Origin of the sequence: Enterococcus sp. JM9B, assembly GCF_009933265.1 — a bacterium.
Lineage (GTDB): Bacteria > Bacillota > Bacilli > Lactobacillales > Enterococcaceae > Enterococcus_C > Enterococcus_C songbeiensis.
The window spans coordinates 1-24,571 of sequence record NZ_MAEK01000029.1 but is presented as its reverse complement, the minus strand read 5'-3'; the positions used below and the strand labels follow the sequence as shown (position 1 = coordinate 24,571).

Annotated in this window: 16 protein-coding genes and 5 tRNA genes; 6 read left to right on the top strand and 15 right to left on the bottom strand. The window is 43.8% G+C overall.

Features of this window, described 5'->3' with window-relative positions; all coding sequences use genetic code 11:
- Positions 1 to 56: 56 nt before the first annotated feature.
- Both rpoC and rpoB read right to left on the bottom strand, forming a co-directional pair.
- Complete coding sequence (rpoC, locus tag BAU16_RS08510; protein WP_048603178.1) at positions 57 to 3,707, bottom strand: DNA-directed RNA polymerase subunit beta'; 3,651 nt, start codon at positions 3,705 to 3,707, stop codon at positions 57 to 59.
- Between the two features lie 128 nt (positions 3,708 to 3,835).
- On the bottom strand, positions 3,836 to 7,453 hold the full coding sequence (gene rpoB / locus BAU16_RS08505) for a DNA-directed RNA polymerase subunit beta (protein WP_048603177.1): 3,618 nt from the start codon (positions 7,451 to 7,453) through the stop codon (positions 3,836 to 3,838).
- A 398-nt stretch (positions 7,454 to 7,851) separates the two neighbouring features.
- Between rpoB and BAU16_RS08500 the strand changes: the two genes are divergently transcribed.
- Positions 7,852 to 8,808: a biotin--[acetyl-CoA-carboxylase] ligase gene (locus BAU16_RS08500; protein ID WP_161526944.1), complete on the top strand. Its 957-nt coding sequence runs from the start codon at positions 7,852 to 7,854 to the stop codon at positions 8,806 to 8,808.
- 52 nt (positions 8,809 to 8,860) lie between these two features.
- On the opposite strand, the gene menA is transcribed toward BAU16_RS08500, so the two are convergent.
- From menA to pplA, 3 genes are all read right to left on the bottom strand, one after another.
- Positions 8,861 to 9,817 carry a 1,4-dihydroxy-2-naphthoate polyprenyltransferase gene (menA, locus tag BAU16_RS08495; protein ID WP_161526943.1) on the bottom strand — a complete coding sequence of 319 codons (957 nt, stop codon included), beginning with the start codon at positions 9,815 to 9,817 and terminating at the stop codon, positions 8,861 to 8,863.
- An 11-nt stretch (positions 9,818 to 9,828) separates the two neighbouring features.
- Positions 9,829 to 10,902, bottom strand: coding sequence for an FAD:protein FMN transferase (locus BAU16_RS08490; protein WP_161526942.1), 1,074 nt, complete (start codon positions 10,900 to 10,902; stop codon positions 9,829 to 9,831).
- 219 nt (positions 10,903 to 11,121) lie between these two features.
- Positions 11,122 to 12,069: an extracellular electron transfer flavoprotein PplA gene (gene pplA, locus BAU16_RS08485; RefSeq protein ID WP_137604965.1), complete on the bottom strand. Its 948-nt coding sequence runs from the start codon at positions 12,067 to 12,069 to the stop codon at positions 11,122 to 11,124.
- 257 nt (positions 12,070 to 12,326) lie between these two features.
- Between pplA and BAU16_RS08480 the strand changes: the two genes are divergently transcribed.
- From BAU16_RS08480 to BAU16_RS08460, 5 genes are all read left to right on the top strand, one after another.
- The gene (locus BAU16_RS08480) at positions 12,327 to 14,354 is read left to right on the top strand and encodes an NAD(P)/FAD-dependent oxidoreductase (protein WP_048603172.1); all 2,028 of its coding nucleotides are present in this window, start codon (positions 12,327 to 12,329) and stop codon (positions 14,352 to 14,354) included.
- 89 nt (positions 14,355 to 14,443) lie between these two features.
- Complete coding sequence (locus tag BAU16_RS08475) at positions 14,444 to 14,851, top strand: NusG domain II-containing protein (RefSeq protein ID WP_048603171.1); 408 nt, start codon at positions 14,444 to 14,446, stop codon at positions 14,849 to 14,851.
- A 17-nt stretch (positions 14,852 to 14,868) separates the two neighbouring features.
- Positions 14,869 to 15,417, top strand: a complete 549-nt coding sequence (locus BAU16_RS08470) for a Gx transporter family protein (RefSeq protein WP_048603386.1) — start codon at positions 14,869 to 14,871, stop codon at positions 15,415 to 15,417.
- Positions 15,418 to 15,436: 19 nt separating this feature from the next.
- On the top strand, positions 15,437 to 16,423 hold the full coding sequence (locus tag BAU16_RS08465) for a polyprenyl synthetase family protein (protein WP_048603170.1): 987 nt from the start codon (positions 15,437 to 15,439) through the stop codon (positions 16,421 to 16,423).
- Between the two features lie 163 nt (positions 16,424 to 16,586).
- Complete coding sequence (locus tag BAU16_RS08460) at positions 16,587 to 17,108, top strand: GNAT family N-acetyltransferase (RefSeq protein ID WP_161526941.1); 522 nt, start codon at positions 16,587 to 16,589, stop codon at positions 17,106 to 17,108.
- A gap of 109 nt (positions 17,109 to 17,217) precedes the next feature.
- Here BAU16_RS08460 and gor read toward each other — a convergent pair whose 3' ends face one another.
- From gor to BAU16_RS08410, 10 genes are all read right to left on the bottom strand, one after another.
- Positions 17,218 to 18,561 (bottom strand): glutathione-disulfide reductase, encoded by a 1,344-nt coding sequence (gene gor / locus BAU16_RS08455; protein ID WP_161526940.1) that lies wholly within the window; start codon positions 18,559 to 18,561, stop codon positions 17,218 to 17,220.
- Between the two features lie 57 nt (positions 18,562 to 18,618).
- Positions 18,619 to 19,857, bottom strand: coding sequence for a peptidase U32 family protein (locus BAU16_RS08450; RefSeq protein ID WP_048603167.1), 1,239 nt, complete (start codon positions 19,855 to 19,857; stop codon positions 18,619 to 18,621).
- A gap of 14 nt (positions 19,858 to 19,871) precedes the next feature.
- Positions 19,872 to 20,795 carry a peptidase U32 family protein gene (locus tag BAU16_RS08445; RefSeq protein WP_048603166.1) on the bottom strand — a complete coding sequence of 308 codons (924 nt, stop codon included), beginning with the start codon at positions 20,793 to 20,795 and terminating at the stop codon, positions 19,872 to 19,874.
- A 161-nt stretch (positions 20,796 to 20,956) separates the two neighbouring features.
- The gene (locus BAU16_RS08440; protein WP_048603165.1) at positions 20,957 to 23,437 is read right to left on the bottom strand and encodes an ATP-dependent Clp protease ATP-binding subunit; all 2,481 of its coding nucleotides are present in this window, start codon (positions 23,435 to 23,437) and stop codon (positions 20,957 to 20,959) included.
- 6 nt (positions 23,438 to 23,443) lie between these two features.
- A complete protein-coding gene (locus tag BAU16_RS08435) occupies positions 23,444 to 23,911 on the bottom strand; it encodes a CtsR family transcriptional regulator (RefSeq protein WP_048603164.1) in 468 nt (155 codons plus the stop codon).
- A gap of 131 nt (positions 23,912 to 24,042) precedes the next feature.
- A tRNA-Arg gene (locus BAU16_RS08430) sits at positions 24,043 to 24,116 on the bottom strand.
- Positions 24,117 to 24,180: 64 nt separating this feature from the next.
- Positions 24,181 to 24,254: transfer RNA gene (locus BAU16_RS08425), tRNA-Pro, on the bottom strand.
- 35 nt (positions 24,255 to 24,289) lie between these two features.
- Positions 24,290 to 24,363: transfer RNA gene (locus tag BAU16_RS08420), tRNA-Arg, on the bottom strand.
- A gap of 11 nt (positions 24,364 to 24,374) precedes the next feature.
- Positions 24,375 to 24,460 (bottom strand) — tRNA-Leu (locus BAU16_RS08415).
- Between the two features lie 17 nt (positions 24,461 to 24,477).
- Positions 24,478 to 24,549 (bottom strand) — tRNA-Gly (locus BAU16_RS08410).
- Between the last annotated feature and the right edge of the window lie 22 nt (positions 24,550 to 24,571).

The following is a 24,571-nucleotide window of genomic DNA, read 5'->3' as shown; positions in this document are numbered from 1 at the left end:
ATTCTTTCCTCCACAAAAAAAGCGCCGTTGATCTTTCGATCAGCGACGCTTCTTATTTAGTCTTGATTACGCAAGGCATCTTCCGCAGCCATTTGAGCTTCAATGTCTGAAATACTATAAACATTTTCACTTGCAACAGCTACTTCTTTTGGTTCCATGTTCCGGTAGCGAGCCATACCAGTTCCGGCTGGGATGATCTTACCGATGATAACATTTTCCTTCAAGCCAAGCAGTGGATCTTTCTTGCCGCGAATCGCAGCGTCAGTCAGGACACGGGTCGTTTCTTGGAAGGAAGCAGCAGATAAGAAGCTGTTTGTTTCCAAGGAAGCTTTTGTGATTCCTAACAAGACTGGACGAGAGGTGGCAGGAACACCGCCGGCAATCAAGGTTTGATAGTTACGGTCTTTGAAGTCCGCAATATCTAACAAAGTACCTGGCAAGATATCTGTATCACCTGGGTCCATTACCCGGATTTTACGCAACATTTGACGAACCATTACTTCGATATGCTTGTCGCCGATTTCTACCCCTTGCATCCGGTAAACACGTTGGACTTCTCGCAACAGATAGTTTTCAACAGACAGAACATCACGAACTTGCAGCAATTGTTTTGGATCGATTGATCCTTCTGTCAATGGAGCACCACGATGAATGTAATCACCTTCAGCAACTTTCATACGAGCTGTATAAGGCACTGTGTAGGTACGAGTATCAGTGGTTCCTTTGATGGTTACCTCTTTGCTCCGTGTAGCCGCATCTTCAGAGATGTCGATGACTTCACCAGTAACTTCAGTGATCACCGCTTGCCCTTTCGGATTACGTGCTTCAAAGATTTCTTGAACACGAGGCAGACCTTGTGTGATATCGTCCCCGGCAACCCCGCCGGTATGGAAGGTACGCATGGTCAACTGAGTCCCTGGTTCACCGATTGATTGGGCAGCGATTGTTCCGACTGCTTCACCAACTTCGACTTCATTCCCAGTAGCCAAGTTTCGACCATAACAATGTTTACATACGCCATGTTTAGTATTACATGTGAAGACGGAACGAATTGAAACAGTTTCAATTCCAGCTTCCACGATTTGTTTTGCTAAATCTTCAGTGATAAGTTGATCATTGCCAACAATAACTTCACCGGTTTCTGGATGAATCACTGATTTCCGTGTGTAACGACCCACTAGACGTTCGCCTAATGATTCGATGATTTCATTGCCTTCACGAATTGCTCGGATATCCAACCCGCGGTCTGTGCCACAGTCTTCTTCCCGAATAATTACATCTTGGGCAACGTCAACCAAACGACGAGTCAAGTAACCGGAATCGGCAGTTTTCAACGCAGTATCGGTCATTCCTTTACGAGCTCCGTGAGTAGAGATAAACATTTCCAAGACAGAAAGTCCTTCACGGAAGTTAGAAATGATTGGCAATTCCATGATTTGACCATTAGGAGCCGCCATCAATCCACGCATCCCAGCAAGCTGAGTAAAGTTGGAGATATTCCCACGGGCACCAGAGTCAGACATCATGAAGATTGGGTTTTTCGCATCCAAAGATTCCATCAATTTTTGTTGAATTTCGTCTTTGGCAGCATTCCAAACACCGATTACCCGTTCATAGCGTTCATCATCTGTAATCAATCCACGACGGAATTGTTTCGTGATGGTTTCAACTTGTTTGTGGGAAGTATCGATAATATCATGCTTTTCAGCAAGAACCATAATATCGGCAATCCCTACAGTAATCCCGGCATGGGTAGAATGTTTGTATCCTAAATCTTTCATCCGGTCAAGCATCATTGATGTTTCAGTTACTTTGAAACGTTTGAAGACTTCAGCGATGATATTTCCCAGATTTTTCTTCTTGAATGGTCCAACTAATTCTTGTTCCTTGATAAAAGCAGGAATGTCTGTTCCAGCATCAACAAAGTATTTGTCCGGTGTTTGTACCGTCAAGTTGAAATCAGTTGGTTCATTTAGGTAAGGAAATTCCGGCGGCATAATCGAGTTAAAGATGACTTTACCGACAGTCGTTACCATCAAGCGTGTTTTTTGTTCTTCTGTAAATGGTTTTTCACCCAAGGTTCTTGGGTCAACAGCGATTCGAGAATGCAGATGGACATAACCATTGCGCCATGCAGTCACGGCTTCGTCCATGTCCCGGAAGAGCATGCCTTCCCCTTCACGACCGTCTTCTTCCATCGTCAAGTAATAGTTCCCTAGAACCATATCTTGAGAAGGTGTAACAACGGGTTTTCCATCTTTTGGATTCAAAATGTTTTGCGCAGCCAGCATCAGCATCCGTGCTTCTGCTTGTGCTTCTTCGTTCAACGGTACGTGAACCGCCATTTGGTCCCCATCGAAATCGGCATTGTAGGCTTCACATACCAATGGGTGCAAACGGATCGCACGACCTTCAACCAAGACTGGTTCAAAGGCTTGGATACCAAGTCTGTGAAGCGTAGGTGCCCGGTTCAACAGAACTGGATGTTCTCTGATAACATCTTCTAAAACGTCCCATACTTCGTCTTCTTGACGTTCAATCTTGCGTTTGGCATTTTTAATGTTTGAAGCAAGTTCACGAGAAACCAATTCCCGCATAACAAATGGTTTGAACAATTCGATCGCCATTTCTTTTGGCAGACCACATTGATACATTTTTAAGAACGGACCAACAACGATAACGGAACGACCAGAATAGTCTACCCGTTTTCCTAGTAAGTTTTGACGGAAACGACCTTGTTTCCCTTTCAACATATGAGAAAGAGATTTCAACGGACGATTACCTGGTCCAGTCACGGGACGACCACGACGACCGTTATCGATCAACGCGTCTACCGCTTCTTGCAGCATCCGTTTTTCATTTTGTACGATGATATTTGGAGCGTTCAAGTCTAACAAACGTTTCAAACGGTTGTTCCGGTTGATTACCCGACGGTACAAATCATTCAAGTCAGAAGTGGCAAACCGTCCACCTTCTAATTGCACCATTGGACGCAAATCTGGCGGAATAACTGGAATAACATCCATGACCATCCAGCTTGGTTTGTTGCCGGAAGCCCGAAATGCTTCTAAAATATCCAAACGACGGATTGCACGGGTCCGTTTTTGACCTGAAGCAGTTTTTAATTCTTCCTTCAGTTCAGCAACTTCTCCGTCCAAATCAACGGCATCCAACAATTGTTTGATTGCTTCAGCACCCATTGCTGCACTGAATCCTTGACCGTATTGGTCCCGTTTTTCACGGTATTCCCGTTCAGTCAATAGTTGTTTTTTCTCTAAGTTCGTATCGCCGGGTTCAATCACGACATACGACGCAAAATAAATGATTTCTTCCAACGCCCGTGGGCTCATGTCTAAAACAAGACCCATTCGTGAAGGAATACCTTTAAAGTACCAGATATGTGAAACTGGTGCTGCTAATTCAATATGACCCATCCGTTCACGACGGACTTTCGAACGAGTGACTTCCACGCCACAACGGTCACAAACGATTCCTTTATAACGAATCCGTTTGTATTTTCCGCAGGCACATTCCCAGTCTTTCGTTGGACCGAAAATACGCTCGTCGAATAGGCCTTCCCGTTCAGGTTTTAACGTACGATAGTTAATGGTCTCAGGTTTTTTTACTTCCCCGTAAGACCAGCTTCTGATTTTTTCGGGAGAAGCCAAGCCTATTTGCATACTTTCGAATTTATTTACATCGATCAAAAGGGGTTCCCTCCATTTCATTTCATGGCAAGCATCGTGCGCATCATCGTTTTTCCATGGATGGCTCCGCTGGAAAAACGATGGGTGGCACGTTCGTTATGAGCTGGCAAAAATTTTGTCAGTTCCTTCTAGTCTTTTAGATCCTCTGCTGTTTCAATTTCTTGATCCAGCGCTGCTTTATCAGCCTTTGCTTTGTCGGCAGCTTGTTGTTCTAATTCTTTTGCGGATTGTTGTTCAGCAAATTTTGTCAAGGCGTCAACGGTGATCAAATCATCATCGTCATCATCCATGTCCCGCAATTCGATTTCAGCATCATCGATATCCAGCACCCGCATATCCAATCCTAGAGATTGTAATTCTTTCACCAACACGCGGAAGGATTCCGGTACGCCTGGTTTTGGAATTGGTTCCCCTTTGACGATTGCTTCGTAGGTTTTCACCCGACCAACCACGTCATCGGATTTGTAAGTCAAGATTTCTTGCAGCGTATAAGCGGCACCGTAAGCTTCCAATGCCCAAACTTCCATTTCCCCGAAACGTTGTCCACCAAACTGTGCTTTACCACCCAATGGTTGTTGGGTAACTAGCGAGTAAGGTCCAATCGAACGGGCATGCAGTTTGTCATCAACCATGTGGGCCAATTTGATCATGTACATAACACCGACAGAAATTCGTCCGTCAAATGGTTCACCGGTCCGACCATCATATAAAACAGTCTTTGCGTCACTGGCCATGCCAGCTTCTCTTACGGTTTCCCATACATCATCATCCGATGCGCCATCGAAAACTGGTGTCGCAACATGAATACCTAATTGACGAGCAGCCATTCCTAAATGCAATTCCAATACTTGTCCAATGTTCATCCGTGAAGGAACCCCTAATGGATTCAGCATGATATCAACTGGTGTACCGTCTGGCAAGAAAGGCATGTCTTCTTCCGGCATAATGCGGGAAACAACCCCTTTGTTTCCGTGACGTCCAGCCATTTTATCGCCTTCATGGATTTTCCGTTTTTGCACGATGTATACCCGAACCAGCATGTTCACGCCAGGAGATAATTCATCGCCGGCTTCGCGGGTAAAGATTTTAACATCGTGGACGATTCCGCCGCCGCCATGAGGCACGCGTAGGGAAGTATCACGGACTTCGCGGGCTTTTTCACCGAAGATTGCATGCAGCAAACGTTCTTCTGCAGACAATTCAGTGACCCCTTTTGGTGTTACTTTTCCGACTAAAAGATCGCCGTCGTGAACTTCGGCACCGATGCGGATGATCCCCATTTCATCAAGATCTTTCAGGGCATCTTCCCCAACGTTAGGGATTTCACGAGTGATTTCTTCAGGTCCTAATTTAGTGTCACGGGCTTCTGATTCATATTCTTCAATATGGACAGAAGTGTAGACATCATCTTTGACTAAACGACGGCTCATGATGATGGCATCTTCGTAGTTGTATCCTTCCCAAGTCATGAAGGCTACCAAAACGTTTTGTCCAAGAGCCATTTCGCCATTTTCCATGGATGGTCCGTCAGCTAGAGTATCGCCTTTTTCCACTTTTTCGCCATGAGCGACTAGTGGACGTTGGTTGTAGCTGGTTCCGGAGTTGGAACGGCGGAATTTTGTTACAGAGTAAACATCTAATGCACCATTGTCGCGGCGAACGCGAATTTCTGACGCATCGACGTATTCAACGATTCCGTCATGTTTACATAATAGAGCGGCACCTGAGTCATGGGCGGATTTGTATTCCATTCCGGTTCCGACCCAAGGTGATTTAGGATTGATCAACGGTACTGCTTGACGCTGCATGTTGGCACCCATCAAGGCACGGTTGGAGTCATCGTTTTCCAAGAAAGGAATACATGCTGTAGCGACAGCAACAACCTGTTTTGGTGAAACGTCCATATAGTCCACTTTATCAATGGATACTTCCAAGTTTTCTGAGGTTGCACGAGCCATTACGACGTTTTCTGCAAACGAACCATCTTCATTTAACAAGCTGTTTGCTTGGGCAACCACATAATGGTCTTCGATATCAGCAGTCAGATAATCGATTTGATCCGTCACACGACCAGTTTCCCGATCTACACGACGGTATGGTGTTTCAATAAAGCCGTATTTGTTGACTTTCGCATAAGAAGCCAAACTGTTAATCAAACCGATGTTTGGTCCTTCAGGCGTTTCAATCGGACACATCCGGCCATAGTGGGAATAGTGAACGTCTCGGACTTCATATCCAGCACGATCCCGTGTCAATCCACCAGGTCCTAAGGCAGACAAGCGGCGTTTGTGGGTCAATTCTCCAAGTGGATTGGTTTGATCCATGAACTGTGACAACTGGGAAGAACCAAAGAATTCTTTGATACTTGCGACAACTGGACGAATATTAATCAATTGTTGCGGTGTCAATGTTTCCGTATCTTGGATTGACATCCGTTCACGAACAACACGTTCCATCCGCGCTAAACCGATCCGGAATTGATTTTGCAGCAATTCCCCAACGGAACGGATTCGACGATTACCTAAGTGATCGATGTCGTCCACATTACCGATGCTTTCCATCAAGTTAAAGAAATAACTCATAGAAGCAATAATATCAGCAGGACGAACAGTTTTCACTGCGGGATCTGGGTAGCCGTTACCGATAACATTGATTTCTCGTTCAGGGTCTTTTGGTGAAAAGACTTTAATAACTTGAACCGTCATTGGATCCGTCACTACGCCATCTTCTGATGGGTAATAGGTTACTGAATTCAAGCCGTTTACTAAGTAGTCCCCTAATGTTTCCATTACTTGATGAGACAAGACGGTTCCTTTTTCAACGATGATTTCGCCGGTTTCTGGATCAACCAACGTTTCTGCTAAAGTCAGATTCAATAAACGGGTACGTAAATCTAGTTTTTTATTTACTTTGTAGCGACCTACATTTGCCAAGTCATACCGTTTTGGATCAAAGAAGCGGGCATTCAGCAAGTTTCTTGAGCTGTCGGCGGTTTTTGGTTCGCCGGGACGCAGCCGTTCGTAAACATCCTTCAAGCCTTCTTCTGTTCGAGAATCGCTGGCATTTTTGTGTAAATCTTTTTCAATCGTGTTTCGTAAAGATTCGCTTTCGCCGAAAATCTCAAAAATTGTATCATCAGACCCAAAACCTAGTGCCCGTACTAAGACGGTCAACGGAATTTTCCGGGTACGGTCAATTCGTACATATGAGATGTCTTTGGCGTCGGTTTCCATTTCCAACCAAGCCCCGCGGTTCGGGATGACAGTAGAGCCAAATCCTTCTTTACCGTTTTTATCGACTTTGCCATGGAAATAAACACCTGGTGAACGGACCAATTGGGAAACGATAACCCGTTCTGCCCCGTTGATAATGAAGGTTCCTTGCTCCGTCATTAATGGAAAATCACCGAAGAAAACTTCTTGAGCTTTGATTTCACCGGTTTCGCGGTTGGTCAAGCGCAGGGTTACATGCAATGGTGCGGAGTAGTTCGCGTCATGGGCGCGGGCTTCTTCCACCGTGTACTTTGGTTCTTTCAGTTCATAATCCACAAATTCCAATGATAAATTGCCGTTAAAGTCGTCAATTGGCAAGATGTCTTCAAACATTTCTCTCAAACCTTCGTCTAAGAACCATTGGTAAGAGTCTGTTTGAATTTCAATCAAATTCGGTAATTCCAATACTTCACTGATTCGTGCGAAGCTTCTACGTTCGCGATGCTTTCCGTATTTTACTACGTGTCCAGCCAAGCTCTTCACCCCTCTAAAATTCTTTTCAAAAAGGCTATCCGATTTTCGTTACAAAAAGATGACAAATATTAATTTTTCGTAACAAAAAGTATTTTTTGCGGCTTTTGGGCATAAAAAAAACCAAAAATAGAACGTTCATTTTTGTGGGACCTTCTACTTTTGCTTTGTGTATGTAAGCCGAAACGGACAATATTTCGTTTCTACTTTCTTGTTTGTCAGATAGTTTTTGCAATTAATTATTATATGATAGAAAAGTTATTCTGTCAAGAAAATTTCTGAAAATTATTTTCAAACGGCTATCTCCTTTTTTAAAAAATTCTCTATCGTTTTTATCCGGTCAGTGCCAACGAAGAAATAATTTGGTACACTAAAGAAAAACGACAGACGAGGCGGACTGAATGACGACCAAAAAAAAATTACTGCACCTATTAAAACAAAGCGACGAGATTCTTTCCGGTGAAAAACTGGCTCAATCGCTGGCGGTTTCCCGTACAGCGATTTGGAAGGCTGTTCGGGAACTGGAAAAAGAAGGCTATCGCTTTGAACATGCTGCCAGCGGCTATCGCTATTTGCCCTCAGATGTTTTAGCTGCCGAGGAAATCAAAAAAGAGGAATTGGATTTTTTAGCTGTCGAGATTTTGAGTGCTTCGGAATCCACCATGAAGGATGCAAAACTGGCCGCCATGCAAAAAGAGGCGGCCCCCCGCTTATTTGTCGCCGATACCCAAACCGGTGCTCACGGTCGCTTTGGTCGTCCTTTTTTTGCCCCAACCGGTCAAATTTACATGAGCCTGCTCCTTAGTCCCAACAAAGCATTTGCGGAATTGCCTCAGTACACGTTACTAGCGGCCGTTGCTGCCAGCCAAGCCATCGATCGGCTGACAGAAAAAAAGAGTCAAATTAAATGGGTCAACGATATCTATCTGGAGGGCAAGAAAGTTTGCGGTATTTTATCTGAAGCCATCAGCGACTTTGAAAGCGGCACAATCTCCCATGTAATTATCGGCATGGGGATCAATTTTTCGATTCCGCAAGCAGATTTCCCCGAAGAATTACAGGAAAAAGCCGGCTCGTTATTTCCTAATGAGGTACCTGCTGTTTTGCGAAATCAACTGATCCATGAAATTTGGCGCAACTTTTTCCAGCTGATTGCTCACTTACCCGCTACTGATTATTTGGCGGTTTATCGAGAAAAGTCATTGGTACTTGGGAAAAATGTGACCTTCACCCAACAAGGCATCACCTATCATGGTGTTGCCGAAGCCATCACCGATCAGGGGGAACTCGTGGTTTCCACACCAGAAAAACAGTTTGTTCTTTCTTCCGGCGAGATCAGCCTGCAAAAAATTGACTAAAACTGAAAAAGCCCCCTATTTCGTCATCTTCACGAAATAGGGGTCTTTTCATTTAGCTCAACTGTTGCCAAAGAATCGTCAATAAAAGTCCGATGGCATACGCACTGTTGAACAGTACCATATTTTTCAAAGAATAAACAAAGCTGTGGGGCTGGGGCAGCTCTTTTCGGTGTGCCCGTAGATGCTGACGCACTTTGGGAAAGGTTCCCAACGCAATCAGAACTGGCCATTCAAATACTCGCAAGAAAACGCCGACAATTAAAACGGCGTAACAGCTCAACATCAGCAAAGAAAACAACTTAATACCGTGTTCCCGTCCGATATAGTAAACCAGCGTGTAGCGGTGGTTTTTGATGTCTGTTTCCAAATCCCGCAGATTGTTTGCCAACATGATATTGGCAATGGTAAAGATCAATGGCAGAGAAGCCCACACCAAAGCGGCAACTTGCCAAAAGTTCCCGGTCAAAGCAAACGTTCCCGCCTTTAGTTGCAGATCAAGATAAAAAACCTGCGGACTGACCGTATTGACGTAGACCACCATTGCAAAAATGCCCAATCCCATCGTTACACCACTGAAAACTTCCCCCAGCGGCATCCGCGATAAGGGAATCGGACCAAAGGTGTAGAAGACGCCGATAAAGCAGCAGACAAAGCCCATGACCAGCAACAGCCAGCCGGTACGAATCGTTAAAATAATCCCAATCAGCAGCACGAAGACCAACATACCTAAAATCATCCGCTGTACCAGTTTAGGCGCGACATTTTCCCGTCCAATCACATTTTGCTGGTACTTGTATTCTTCTGATTTGGCTTTTTCAAAATCCATATAATTATTGATAGCAGTGGTCGTCAAATCAAAAATCAGCATTCCGATAAAAAAGAGCAGTGTATTGAGAAAATGAAACCCATGAAAATAACTGATGGAGAACAATACCCCCATCAGAAAGGGAAATACGCTGGCGATTTTGGTTTTGATTTCAACGACCTCTAAAAATACTTTTAGCGACATTGTTTCGCCTCCTACTTCAAGTCACTACGGTTTCCCATGGTGTATCCCGAATCTTTGTCTAACACAAAATTATTCTGGATGCCTTTGGTCACGTATACCTGATCGTCTTTTGTAATGAACACGGCATTGGTTCCATCTTCCATTGCTTCGATGAATTCCAATCCTTTTTTTACACCCATCGCAAAGACGGAGGTTGACAACCCGTCTCCGTCAATCGACTTGTCGGTAATGATGGAGACCCCGGCAATATCATTGTCATAGGGATAACCGGTTTTGGAGTTGAAAATATGATGGTAGGTCTTGCCGTCTACTTCCAAATAGCGTTCATAAATACCGGAAGTCACGACCGTTTTATCTTTTTCTTTGATGCTGCCGACAATTGACCCTCGCGCTTGGTTCGGATCTTGGATACCGATATTCCAAGGAGTGTTGTCCCCACGTGGGCTATGGCCCATAACAAACACATTTCCACCTAAGTCCACGATAGCCGAAGTCACGCCATTTTTTTCCAACACCTTAACGACCTCATCGGTGATGTAGCCTTTGGCGATCGCACCAAGGTCCACGATCACGCCTTTTTCTTCCAAAAAGACCGTTTGTTTCTGATCATCAAATTGGATTTTTCGATAATCAATGTGTTTCAAGGCTTCATCGATTTCTGATTGGGCTGGTTTGCGGGCATCATCAAAACCGATTCGCCACAATTGCGTAACAGCACCAATCGCCATGTTGAAGGCCTCATCTGTTTCCTCCGTATAATCGTAGGCTTCCTTTAATAGGTAATAAATATCTTTGGAAACTTTAACGGGTTTGATTCCGGCCTGAGCATTCAACTCGTCAATCTCTGAGCCTTTTTGATTGATGGTAATCTTATCTCCTAATTCTTTGATTCGAGCAAAAGCGGGTTTCAACGCCTCTTCTTTGCCTTCATCGTAAATTCGGATACGTGTATAAGTTCCTAGTAAAAATTTTTCCTGATAGTAAGGTTCTTCCAATAGTTTCGGTTCTTCTTTTTTGCCACAGGCACCTAAAACCACCAGCAGCATCAGCAAAACGGCTGCAAATAAACCAAGCTGTTTCTTCATGTCTTTCCCCTTTTCGACTCTGTGTTTTTAACTTCCTTATGATAGCTTCTTTTTAGGAAATTGAAAAGTCTCTCGCCAAAATATTCCCTCATTCTGTGAAAAAATCCTCATAGTTGCGAAAGCTTTCCATTCAAAATGAGAAAAATACTGATTGTTTCCTAAGAAACAGCAAAAAAAAGAGCCCAATCACAAGGACCGGGACTCGTTTCAAGCAACGGTTTATTCCGTTACAAAATTGTCTACTTCGATAACTGCTGTGTCGCCTTTTTCAGCTGCGTTCAACAATTGTTGTGCGTAGATAACGAAAGAATGGAAGCTGTGGGTTGCCCCAGTTACTACATCCATGTTTGCTGGTGATGCTTCTTCTTCGTTCATTGCTGCTACAAAGTCTTTGTTGAATTGTTCGATATATTCTTTTGGTCCGATGCCGCTTTTATCTTTCATGTTTGCTTCGTATTCTGCGTCATCTTTTTTAGATTTGCCGTCTGCATTCACATTGTCGTAATTTGATTCAGTTACTTTACCACCGGCAACAGTAATGGCAAATTCTACGTGGTAACCATTTTTGTCATTCTTTTCTTTCAATGTGTACGTACCGTCTTTCAAGTCGGCACCGTTATCGATTTCGATCACATCGGTTTTACCAGCTTGTGCAGCTTGGATCAATTGTTGCGCATAGTTTTGGAAAGAATCAAAAGAATGTGTTGCGCCTGAAACAACTTCCATTGAAGATGGGCTTTGAGCTGCAACTAATTCTTCGTTGAATTTAGGAATAAATTCTTCTGGAGCAATCCCAGCTTTTTCTTTCATGGATTTATTGTATTCGGCATCCTCTGTCTTTGATTTGCCGTCAGCGTTTACGTTATCGTAGTTTGATTCAGTAATTTTGCCGTCTGCTACAGTAATAGAAAATTCTACGTGGTAGCCGTTTTTGTCATTTTTTTCTTTCAGAGTATAAGTACCATCTTGCATTGCTTCTCCGGCAATTACTTTTGGTGCTTCGGATTCAGCAGTTGCAGATGATGCTTCAGTCGTTGAGCTTGCTGCTTGTGATGTCGTTGATGATGCGGAAGAATCATCACTTGCGTTGTCTGCACCGCATGCCCCCAATAATAGTGCAGAAAATGCTAATACTGTAACCCCTGCCATAAACTTTCTTGACTTCATTTTTTGTTCCCCTTTTCCTTTATACTTTTTTTCACAAATTCCTGTGTTGTGCTACACCTTTTATTTTAAATTATAAAAATAATAAGTCAACCGTTTTCTTTATAGGAAAAATGGTCTAGTTGATGTTCAGCAGAAATGCTTGAAAATACTGGCCTTTTTTCTGAAATGAGTTAGACAAATGGGAAAAATGTCTATATAATGTAATAGATTGTGTAATAATTATCAAATCTTATTTATTTTTAAGGAGCGGATTACCAATGGCAAAGAAAAATATTGTCGTTGTCGGTGCTGGTTATGCTGGGGTTTCAGCTACCAAATTTATGGCGAAAAAGCTGAAAAAAGACAATGATGTCGAAATTACGTTAATTGATCGGCATTCTTATCATACGATGATGACAGAGCTTCACGAAGTTGCAGGAGGACGTGTTGAACCAACTGCGATCCAATACGATTTGCAACATCTCTTCTCACGGAAGAAAAACGTGAAGCTGGTTACAGACACTGTAACGGGAATCGACAAGGAACAAAAAGTTGTTCAAACAAAAACAGGCGCTTATCCATTTGATTATTTAGTAATTGGTATGGGTGGCGAACCAAACGATTTCGGAACACCTGGGGTAAAAGAGCATGGTTTCACATTGTGGTCTTTTGAAGATTCGATTCGGATTCGTGAACACATCGAAACAACCGTTGCCAAAGCCGCATTGGAACCTGATGCAGCCAAACGCAAAGCGATGCTGACCTTTGTTGTCTGCGGTTCTGGTTTTACCGGAATCGAAATGATCGGCGAACTAGTTGATTGGAAAGACCGCTTAGCAGCAGACTACAAATTAGATCCAAGCGAATTCACGTTGAAAGTCGTGGAAGCAATGCCGACGATCTTAAATATGCTGAACCGTAACGATGCGGCAAAAGCAGAACGCTTTATGAAGAAAAAAAATGTCGAATTGGTACTTAACTCACCAATCGTGGAAGTTGACCACGACCATATCAAGTTAAAAGATGGGTCCACGATCCCAACCTACACCTTGATTTGGACCGCCGGCGTCAAAGGAACCACCGACGCAGCCGATTTTGGTTTGGAAGCTGCCCGCGGTAACCGCCTGGTAGCCAACGAATACATGCAGGCAAAAGGCTATGAAGACAAAAATATCTACATCATCGGTGACTTGGTTTATTATGAAGAACACCCAAATACACCAACACCACAAATCGTACAAGCGGCAGAACAAACTGGACACTGTGCCGCAGCCAATGTTGTTTCGCAAGTAAAAGGCGACAATGAAAAACATAAATTCAAGAGTAATTATCAAGGCTTTATGGTTTCTGTCGGATCAAAATGGGGCGTTGCCGAATTATTCGGTAAAATTCATTTGAGCGGTTTTATGGCGATCATCATGAAACACATCGTCAATTTGAAATATTTCTTTGACATTCGTTCCGGTTACTATATGTTCCAATACTTGATGCACGAATTTTTCCACATCAAAGACGACCGCAATGTGGCACGGGGACATTCTTCTCGCTACGGCAATGTTCTTTGGAGTGTACCTTTACGAATTTTCTACGGATTAGTTTGGTTCATTGAAGCCTTCAAAAAAATCGTCGGTAACGGCGAAGTTTTGAAACCTAGCACTTGGTTTGGTGAAGGTTCATGGTTCACCGGCAACAGTGTGTTCCCTTGGACGTGGGAATATGCCAAAGAAGCTGCCGCAACCACTGCTTCCAGTGCTGATGCAGTCGGTGGTGCTTCCGCTACCGGTTCTAGTACCGTTGCTTCTACTGTCGCTGATGCGGTCGGTGGTGCTTCTGCTACTGTTTCAAGTTCAGCTGACGCTGCTTCTGGCGCAGCAGCAAGTGGCGGTGAAGCCGCAGCCCATGCTGCCCACTTTGGTTTGAGCTATGCCTATGGAGAAGATCCAATGGTCGTGATTGAAAAATCACCAGGCTGGTTCACAAAAATCATGCAATTCATCATGCCGAACAATGATGTGGCAATGTTCTTCCAAAAATTCATGGTCTTCTTTGAAATTGCATTAGCATTAGCATTGATGGCTGGTTTATTCACTTGGTTGTCCAGTGCAACAACAATCATTTTAGTGGCTACCTTCTGTATGTCAGGGATGTTCTATTGGATTAATATCTGGTTTATCCCAGTAGCCTTTGCCTTGATGAACGGTTCAGGCCGTGCAGTCGGTTTAGACCGTTGGGTAATTCCATGGTTGCAACGTACCTTAGGCAAGTGGTGGTACGGAACGCCGCGATCCTTATATGGAGAAAAATAAAACCAATAACGTGTCCTAGGTTGAAGAACCTAGGACTTTCTTTTGACCTATGCTAAAATAAGAAGGTCAATGTAGAAAGGAGCGGCCTTGTGAAAGCAAAAGAATTTATTCAAAACAGCCGTTTGAAACCTTGGGATATCATTATCATCCTCCTTTTGATCATCGCCTCATTTACACCCCTTCTGATTTTTGGCAATCAACGACAGCCCAGTGCAACGACTGAAGCCGTGCTACGGATCGACGGGGTAGAAAAGAAAACATTTCGCCTTACAGAAGGAAAAAATTATACGTATCGCTATGAAGATGCCGATGGAGATTACAATCTGATCGAAGTCAAAGGCAAACAGATTCGAATCAAAGATGCCAATTGCGGCGATCAAATCTGTGTTCGCCGAGGCTGGGCATCAGAAAACGGGGAAACCATCGTTTGTCTCCCTCATAAATTAGTGATTGAAATCAAAGCCGCAGGAGGTGACGCTGACGATCTGATCTATTGAGCAAATCGTCACCAAGTATGAGTCGTTTGCAAAAACTTATTTTTATCTCCTTGCTGGTTGCACAAGGAGTAGTCATCGGTCTGGTGGAAAACATGATTCCATACCCCTTCGCCTTTGCGCCGGGAGCAAAATTGGGACTGGCAAATCTAATCACCATCATCGCCCTGTTTACCCTGCCGAAAAAAGACAGCTTTTTGCTGGTCTGGTTGCGGTTGATTTTGACAACCCTGTTAGGCGGCACGATTTCAACCTTTCTTTATAGTATGAGCGGTGCTTTGCTGAGTTATTTTGGCATGCTTTTGGTTAAGGCTTTAGGACCCAAACGTGTCAGCATTATCGGCATCAGTGCCACTGGCGGTTTTATGCACAACGTAGGACAACTAGTGACCGCTTCTTGGATTGCGCAATCCTGGAGCGTGCTGCTTTATCTGCCGATCCTGTCTTTTTTCGGGATTTTATCCGGAATCGCCATCGGGATCGCCGCCAACTTTTTACTGCATCGTGTGCAAACCCTGCGCAAATTTCAAACAGAACGTGAACGTGAAACCAAGCAATATTGGCAGTAGCTTTTGAAAAGGAGTCACCATGAAACTTCATCCCATTTGGAACGATTACCCAACTTTACGAAACGAATTGACCGACACGCTGCAATTGATGGAAACTGCGGTCAAATTAAAAAATAAACCCGTGGAACAAGCGATTTTAGCCATGATCCACTCTGGTGGCAAATTGTTGCGACCGGCGTATCAACTGCTTTTTGCCCAATTTGGTCCTGAACAGGATCGAAAAAAAGCCATCGCATTAGCAGCATCAATCGAGATGCTCCACAACGCCACCTTGATCCATGATGATATCGTCGATCAAGCAGACCTTCGCCGCAACCTGCCAACGATTGCAGCTAGCTTCGGTAACGATGTGGCAGTCTATGCCGGCGATTATCTCTTCGTCTGCTGTTTTAAATTAATGGCTGATTATGCCGGTTCTATGCGCAGTCTGCAAATTAATTCCCGCAGTATGGATAAAATTTTAACTGGCGAATTAGGACAAATGGACGATCGCTATTCTTTGGATATGACCATTGACCAGTACATTGAAAATATTTCCGGTAAAACAGCTGAATTGTTCGCATTAAGCTGTTCAGTTGGTGCCTTTGAAAGCGGCACAAGTGAAAAATTTGCTAAAAGCGCAGCAGCTATTGGTCTGAATATCGGTTTAGCTTTTCAAATCATCGATGATATTTTGGATTATAGCCAACCGGAAGCCCAAATCGGCAAACCCGTTCTTGAAGATGTTCGGCAAGGGGTTTACTCCCTACCGCTGCTCTATGCATTGCAAAAAGGACGGCAACAACTCACCCCTTTGCTGGAAAAACGCTCCGACATGACCGACGAGGATACTCAAGAGGTCTATCGCTACGTACAACACTTCCAAGGCGTAACCAAAGCCCAGCAATTAGCTGAAAAATATACCAACAAAGCCCTAAAAAGCATTCGTCAATTACCGGATACGCCACAAAAAACCAAAGAAACCCTTGAAGAAATCACCAAGATTATCTTGAAACGAACCAATTAAATTCAAAAAGCAACCAACCGGGAGAATCTGATAGATTTTTCTGGCGGATTGCTTTTTTTACTGGTGCAACCTACTGTCTACGTTGATTATAGTTAAGCGAATAGGCACTATTACAATGAATTTGCCCTTGATTAGTAAACGTCAAAAAGGTTAGGAGAAAAGAATGAAAATCGAAACCACAAGAGTATTATTACGAGAAATGAATCAAGATGACTATCTGGATCTTTCTAAAATACTACAGGATAAAGCTGTGATGTATGCCTACGAAGGACCTTTTTCAGACGAAGAAGTACAACAGTGGCTGGATAATCAGAAGGCACGGTACCACCGCAATGGATTTGGACTATGGGCACTGGTTTTAAAAGATACCAATGAAATGATTGGGCAATGTGGCCTCACCCTGCAAGAATATAAAGATCGACAGGTTCTTGAGATCGGGTACTTATTGAAAAAAGAATTCTGGGGTAACGGCTATGCAACAGAAGCAGCAAAAGCCTGCAAAGAGTACGCTTTTCAAACGTTAAAAGCCAATGAAGTATTTTCGATAATCAGAGATACCAATTTCGCTTCCCAACAAGTAGCGATTAGAAATGGCATGAAGGTGAAGGACACGTTTGTAAAACATTATCGCGGAGTGACTATGCCCCATTTAGTCTTTTCAGTATCTTCGATGGAGGATAAGTAAAAATAAGCGTTCACTAAATATAAAAAAGCCAAAGATTGTCTGTCAAAAAGGGACAGTCTTTGGCTTTTTTATATGGTGTCGTTTTTTCATAAAAATTTCTCAAACTAATTTATCGCATCGTCACAAATTCTTCTGCACCGGTCGGATGGATGGCAACGGTATTATCGAAATCCGCTTTGGTGGCCCCCATTTTGATAGCAACTGCAAAGCCCTGCAGCATTTCATCCACCCCGATCCCGATTCCATGCAGCCCAATGATTTTTTCTTCTTTTCCTAAACAAACCAGTTTCAGTTCGCATTTTTGCCGGTAGTCATTTAGTGCAAAATACATCGGTGTAAAACGAGAACGATATACCTTGATTTGTTCTTCCCCATATTCGGCGATCGCTTTTGCCTCTGAAAGTCCGATTGTAGCAATCGGCGGATGGGTAAAGATCACCGTAGGAATCAGATTATAATCCAAATAAAGATCCTTGCCATTGAATAAACGTTCCGATAAGCGGCGTCCGGCAGCGATGGCAACTGGTGTCAAATCAATTTTGCCAATAACATCTCCAACAGCATAGACTCCTTCAGCCGTCGTATTTTGGTAGCGATCCACCTGAACAAAACCTCGTTCATCTACTTGCACCGTTGTATTTTCCAAACCAATCTGCTGGGTATTCGGCAAGCGTCCCCCGGCAAATAAGACATAATCTGCTGTCAGCGAAGAGCCGTTTTCAAAATGAACGGTATACTCGTTCCCCTGTTTTTCAATCCGAGAGGCGACGTATTGAGGATACACTTCAATCCCGGCTTCTTTATACATCTCCACCAAATTATCACTCAGCATGTCATCAAAGGCCCGCAATGGTCGTTCATTTCGATAGGCCCAAGCGACCTCTACGCCGAATTGTCGCACCATGCCGGCAAATTCCACGGCAATGTACCCAGCCCCTAACACGATCATTCTTTTTGGTTTTTCCGTCAATTGAAAAAAATCGTTGGAGCTTTTGACATACTCACCACCAGGAATTCTCAATTCTCCAGGATGTCCGCCAGTTGCGATCAAAATATGGGGAGCGGTGAATTGTTCTTCTCCAACTGCAATCGTATGATTATCGATAAACTTGCCATATCCCCGAATCACCTCTACCTGATTGCTGTCCAGTCCTCTTTGGTAGGCTTTGTGCAGGAAGGCAATATATTTTTCCCGCCGAGCCACTAATTCAGCAAAATCAAAGTTGGTGATTGTTGCATCAATACCATAGCTTCCAGCATCTCGTTGAATCATCTCGATCATTTCACTGGCTTGCCACATCACTTTTTTGGGAACACACCCTACATTGACACAGGTTCCTCCCAACTGATTACCTTCAATCAATAAAACTTTTTTGCCATACATCCCGGCACGATTAGCCGAAGCGATCCCGCCGCTGCCGCCGCCAACAACGATATAATCATAGTGCTTCATCTGTTTTTCCTCCATTTAATGAAAGAGGGCACCACTCGGGGTCACCCTCTTTTAGTTCTATTTTCGTTTTCGAATCATATCCCCAGGCGTCACCGGTTGAACCACCGGCATCGTTACCACCATCATTGGATTGGGTGCACGATCAATCATTTCTCCTTCTTCGTTCCACATTTCAGTAATGGTTTGGTCAAAATGTTGGAACCCAGGACCGTAAAATTCAATCTCATCGGCGACTGAAAAATGATTACGTTGGCGAATCGTTGCCAGCTTGGTTGCTTCATCATAAGCCAGTACTTCACCGATAAATTTATATTGCGGAATTTTCCGCCGTGCCCCGAATAATTGTTCATTTTCGGTAGGTGTCCCATAATAAAACCCGGTGGCTAATTCTCGTTGTGCCACTTTCCACAATTCATCGATCCATTCTTGCTTGCAGACATAATTTTCCGGATCTTCCATATAGCTATCCACAGCTGCTTTGTACACATTCGCTACGGTTGAAACATAGTGGATGGACTTCATGCGCCCTTCGATTTTAAAACTATCCACCCCATTTTGAATTAAATCGGGAATATGTTCAATCATGGACATATCAACTGCACTCATGGAAAATTCTTCATTAACAGCACCTTTATCCGTTAGACTTTGGTGTTGTTCCGTTCCAAATGGTAAATCGAATAAATCATATTTCCAGCGGCAGGATTGTGAACAGCCCCCACGATTGGCGTCACGCATCGACATGTGATTCGATAACGTACAACGGCCGGAATAAGAAATGCACATTGCCCCATGAATAAACGCTTCAATCTCGATATCCGTATTCTCCCGGATCGCAGCAACTTCTGCCATCGACACTTCCCGCGCTAATACCACCCGTTCCAAACCTTCTTCTTTCCAAAATTCCAATGTTTCAAAATTTGTAGCTGAAGCTTGGGTGGATAAATGAATCGGTAGTCCCGGAGCTTCTGTGGCACAAATTTCAATCAATGCCGGATCAGAAACGATTACTGCTGAAATGCCGACGTCCCGTAATTCTCGGAAAAAATCTCCGGCGCCTTCTTGATTGCCTTCATGAGTGACCATGTTTGCTGCTACATAGACCTTTGCCTGATGAGCTTTGGCAAATGCCACGCCTTCTGCCATTTCCTCGTAGCTGAAATTCCCTGCCCGACTGCGCAATCCGTAAGCATTTCCGCCAATATAAACGGCATCGGCTCCGTAACGGATCGCTGTTTTTAATTTTTCTAACGTTCCTGCCGGTGCTAATACCTCAGGACGCTTTAATGGTTGTTTCATGTGTATCCACCTTCTTATTTAATCTCATCTGGATCAATATAGTAAAAACCGGTATCCAAGCCCCGCAGCTGCGGATGCTGCTGAATCACCTGCTGATTCAGTTTTTCTGCCAGTTCCAAGGACCATGTCCCAGCATCAATCGCTTGCCGAGCTTGTTGGAAAGCCTTCGCAATCGCCACAAAAGCTTCACCGGGACAAAAAAGACCATCCAATTTCCAAGTAGAAAAATTCTCGGTAGCCAATTCTCCCAATTCCTTCATCAAATCCACATCATTCGTGGCGAACACGTGGGTCCCGTGGCTATCTTCATAAATAGAATAATGCGTTTCTGGCTTCTTAGGTTCAGATAAAAACAACCCTCGACTACGATCCGTTTCTTCTGTTTGCTGAGTATAGTTATAATAATTTTGCAGTAACGGTCGTTTGGATTGATGGATACAGGTTGGACCATACACCAAAACCTCCGCCGGAATCTGCAACTCTTTACCCATAATCTGCATTTCACCAAAAGGAACTTCCCGTGCCAATACCGCACCGATTGCTCCCTTTTTTCCCCAGAAATTGATTTGACGGGCACTGGTTACCAGTGTTTCTCCGTCATAGATATAGGGAAGCTGCCATTCCGGATGTTTTTTTAGCACGTAAACAACCCCGGGATCTCCCACCAGAATCTGATCTGCTTGAATCTCTGCTAAAAAAGCCAAATATTCTGGAATCAGTGTCATTTTTTCCGGATGCATGATTCCATTGACAGCAACTGAGGCTTTTTTCCCCGCCTCATGGGCCAATTGAACCAACGTTTTTTGTTCTTCACGACTAAAAGAATGGGGCAGCCGCAACCCGAATTGTTCTTCTCCAAAAACAATCGTATCGACACCAACTGCCAACAACGCCTGCGCTTGCTCCAGGGAATCGACAGTTGCAATTAATTCACTCATCATGTACCTCCTTGCTTATTCCACAAAATACAAGTGGGACTATAGCTCAAATAATAGTATCACAGGATTTTCCACTTTCCAATAGACAAAGATAGGAAAGGAAGGTTTAACGATTTTTTTCAGCAAAAAAAGCCTACCATCGAAATGATAGACCTTTTTCATTAAACGTTTTGTAGTTTTTTGACTGTTTTTGGTTCCTTGACTGTCAACGTGATTTTGCCTTTTTTTGCACCAATTGTCACATGATCCCCTAGATGGATGGCTCCTGACAATAACGCTTCACTCAAACGGTCTTCCACTTCTTTTTGTAATGCTCGTCGAATAGGTCGAGCACCATATTCTGGATCAAATCCCGCTTTGCCGATTACGTCAATGGCTGCCGGCGTGATTTTCAAATGGACTTCCTGCTCGTCCAATCGTTTAACCACTGCCTTGCTCATGATTTTCACGATTTCATGAATCTCTGTTTCTCCCAAAGAACGGAAAACCACCGTTTCATCGATCCGATTCAGAAATTCCGGACGAAATGCTTTTTTCAATTCTTCTAAGATCCGCTTTTGCATGGCACGATAATCTTTGCTGATATCTGTCACATTGAAGCCAACACTTTTTTCCTCACGAATTTGTGTAGCACCAATATTCGATGTCATAATCAAAATCGTATTACGGAAATCAACTTTTCGTCCTTTTGAATCCGTCAAATGTCCATCATCCAAAACCTGCAGCAAAATATTGAAGACATCTGGATGTGCCTTTTCCACTTCATCCAGTAAAATGACCGAATAAGGTTTTGAACGGATTTTTTCCGTCAGTTGTCCGCCTTCTTCATAGCCCACATAACCTGGAGGTGAACCAATCAATCGACTGGTGCTGTATTTTTCCATGTACTCGGACATATCCACTCGAATCAGTGCATCTTCGCTGCCAAACATCGCTTCAGCCAACGCTTTCGCCAATTCCGTTTTACCGACACCGGTTGGGCCTAAGAACATGAAGGAGCCGATTGGACGATCCGGATCTTTCAACCCACTGCGGGCCCGACGAATTGCCCGCGCCACCGCCTTGACCGCTTCATCCTGACCAACTACCCGTTGATGCAGAATAGCTTCCAATTCCAACAAACGTTCGCTTTCTTTTTTCTCCATCTGTTGCAAAGGAACACCGGTCCATTGGGAAACTACTGTCGCAACATCCTCCGCCGTCACTCGATCTGCAAAACCGGAAGCACCTTTTGTTTCAGCAAAAGAAAGTTCAGCCAACCGTTGCCCGACTTTTTTCTCCCGTGTCCGTAAGCGAGCCGCCGTTTCAAAATCCTGCTTTTGAATAGCCGCTTCTTTGTCCCGCATCAATTTCGCGATTTCTTCCCGCAAATTTGCCAGTTCAGAAGGCTCGTCTGCCTTATCCAAACGCACTTTTGCCGAAGATTCATCCATCAAGTCAATCGCCTTATCCGGCAGCTGCCGTGAATTGATATACCGAACGGAAAGTTGAACTGCCGCATGCAACGCATCATCCGAAATTTCTACACCGTGATGCTTTTCATAGCGTGGACGCAGCCCCTTCAGAATTTCTTCCGCTTCTTCCGGTGTTGGTTCATCAACTTGAACCCGGGCAAAACGCCGTTCCAATGCCGAATCTTTTTCAATGTATTTTTGGTATTCATCCAAAGTAGTGGCACCAATCGTTTGCAATTCCCCTCGAGCTAATGCAGGTTTCAAAATATTAGAAGCATCGATAGCTCCTTCTGCTCCCCCCGCACCAATCAACGTATGCAATTCATCGATAAACAAAATAATCTGACCGTCTTGATAGATTTCGTCGATCACTTTTTTCATACGGTCTTCAAATTCTCCACGGTATTTTGTACCGGCGACCAACGCACCCATATCCAACATCATTAAACGCTTATCCTGCATATCCTCAGGAACTTCCCCTTTAATGATTCGTTGCGCTAAACCTTCCGCAATCGCTGTCTTACCAACTCCCGGCTCCCCAACAAGGACCGGATTGTTTTTTGTCCGCCGACTCAAAATTTGGATCAGTCGCTTCACTTCCTTAGCGCGGCCAACCACTGGATCCAATCGATTTTCCCGTGCCAATTTGGTTAAATCCCGTGCCAAATTATCCAACGTTGGTGTTCCTTGGCTTTGCGGTGCCTTGGTTTGCCGACGACGATTTCCCGCTTGCATCTTGACATCATTTAATCCTAATTTTTGTTTTAATAGCTGCCGCATTTTAGGCAAACTTAATCCAAGATTTGACATGATTCGAGATGCTAAAATCTCTTCATCCCGTAATAAGCCCAACAGCAAATGTTCCGTACCAATTTGGGGTGCTCCTAAGCGCTTCGCTTCATCCCCCGCATAAGCAAAAATTTGTTTTGCCCGTGGCGAATAAGGAAGATAAACCCCTTCCGGATAATTTTTGACAGTTCCATATCCGGTCAAATGTTCGATTTCTTCACGAATATCCGTTTCATCTGCATGTAGCTCCCGCAATGTTTTGCCTGCGATCCCATTTTGTTCCATGACCAATGCCAGCAACAAATGCTCTGAACCAACAGATTGATGTTTGAATGTTTTTGCTTCTTCTTGAGCAATAGTCAAAACCGCTTTTGCCCGTTCTGTAAATAATTCATCCATGGAAAATCACTTCCTATCTTCATAGCTTAATCGTTCCAAGACCGCATGCAATATCCCCGCACGAATCGCGGCTTCATCTGGAAAATCTGCCAGCGTACTCTTTGCCACCGCTGCTAAAAGCAAATTCCCCTCATTTCTCGTTAAAACTGCTTCTTCATAAAGCTTCTGAATAATTGCGAATGCGTCCTTTTCACTGAGTTTTTTTTCAAATAATTGATTGACCTGTTCCAAAAAATGATGTTTATCTGAAATCTTTACTTTTTCGATGCGGATATAACCGCCACCACCACGTTTACTTTCCACCGCGTATCCTCGTTGAATTGTAAAGCGGGTATTGATGACATAGTTGATCTGAGAGGGAACACAATTAAAAAGATCTGCCATTTCAGCTCTTCTGATCTCGATTATTTCACTATCTTCAAGTATTTTTTTCAAATAGGCTTCAATCAAATCGGAAGTATTATGATGAGCCATGCTTCATTCCTCCCTTGACTAATACTGACCTTAATTATACCCAATTTTAGCCAATAATCAAAGAAACAGGTGCTCAAGATAAACAAAACTTAGATAAATAAAAAAACGAAACCATTATGATTTCGTTCTAACGCGCCCAAGAGGAGTCGAACCCCTAACCTTTTGATCCGTAGTCAAACACTCTATCCAGTTGAGCTATGGGCGCATAATATTTAATTAATCAATCTTATCCTTAGTATACCGTAAAGTAAAAAATAAATAAAGCAAAATCGGGAAGACAGGATTCGAACCTGCGACCCCTTGGTCCCAAACCAAGTGCTCTACCAAGCTGAGCTACTTCCCGATAATAAAATTAGTCTTAATGCAGTAAAAAGACTACGCGCCCAAGAGGAGTCGAACCCCTAACCTTTTGATCCGTAGTCAAACACTCTATCCAGTTGAGCTATGGGCGCAATGTATGCAATGCCGAGGACCGGAATCGAACCGGTACGGTGATCACTCACCGCAGGATTTTAAGTCCTGTGCGTCTGCCAGTTCCGCCACCCCGGCGTATATTGTGGCACGAAAGCGGAAAACGGGGTTCGAACCCGCGACCCCCACCTTGGCAAGGTGGTGCTCTACCACTGAGCTATTTCCGCAGCTCTCGATGCCGGCTAAAGG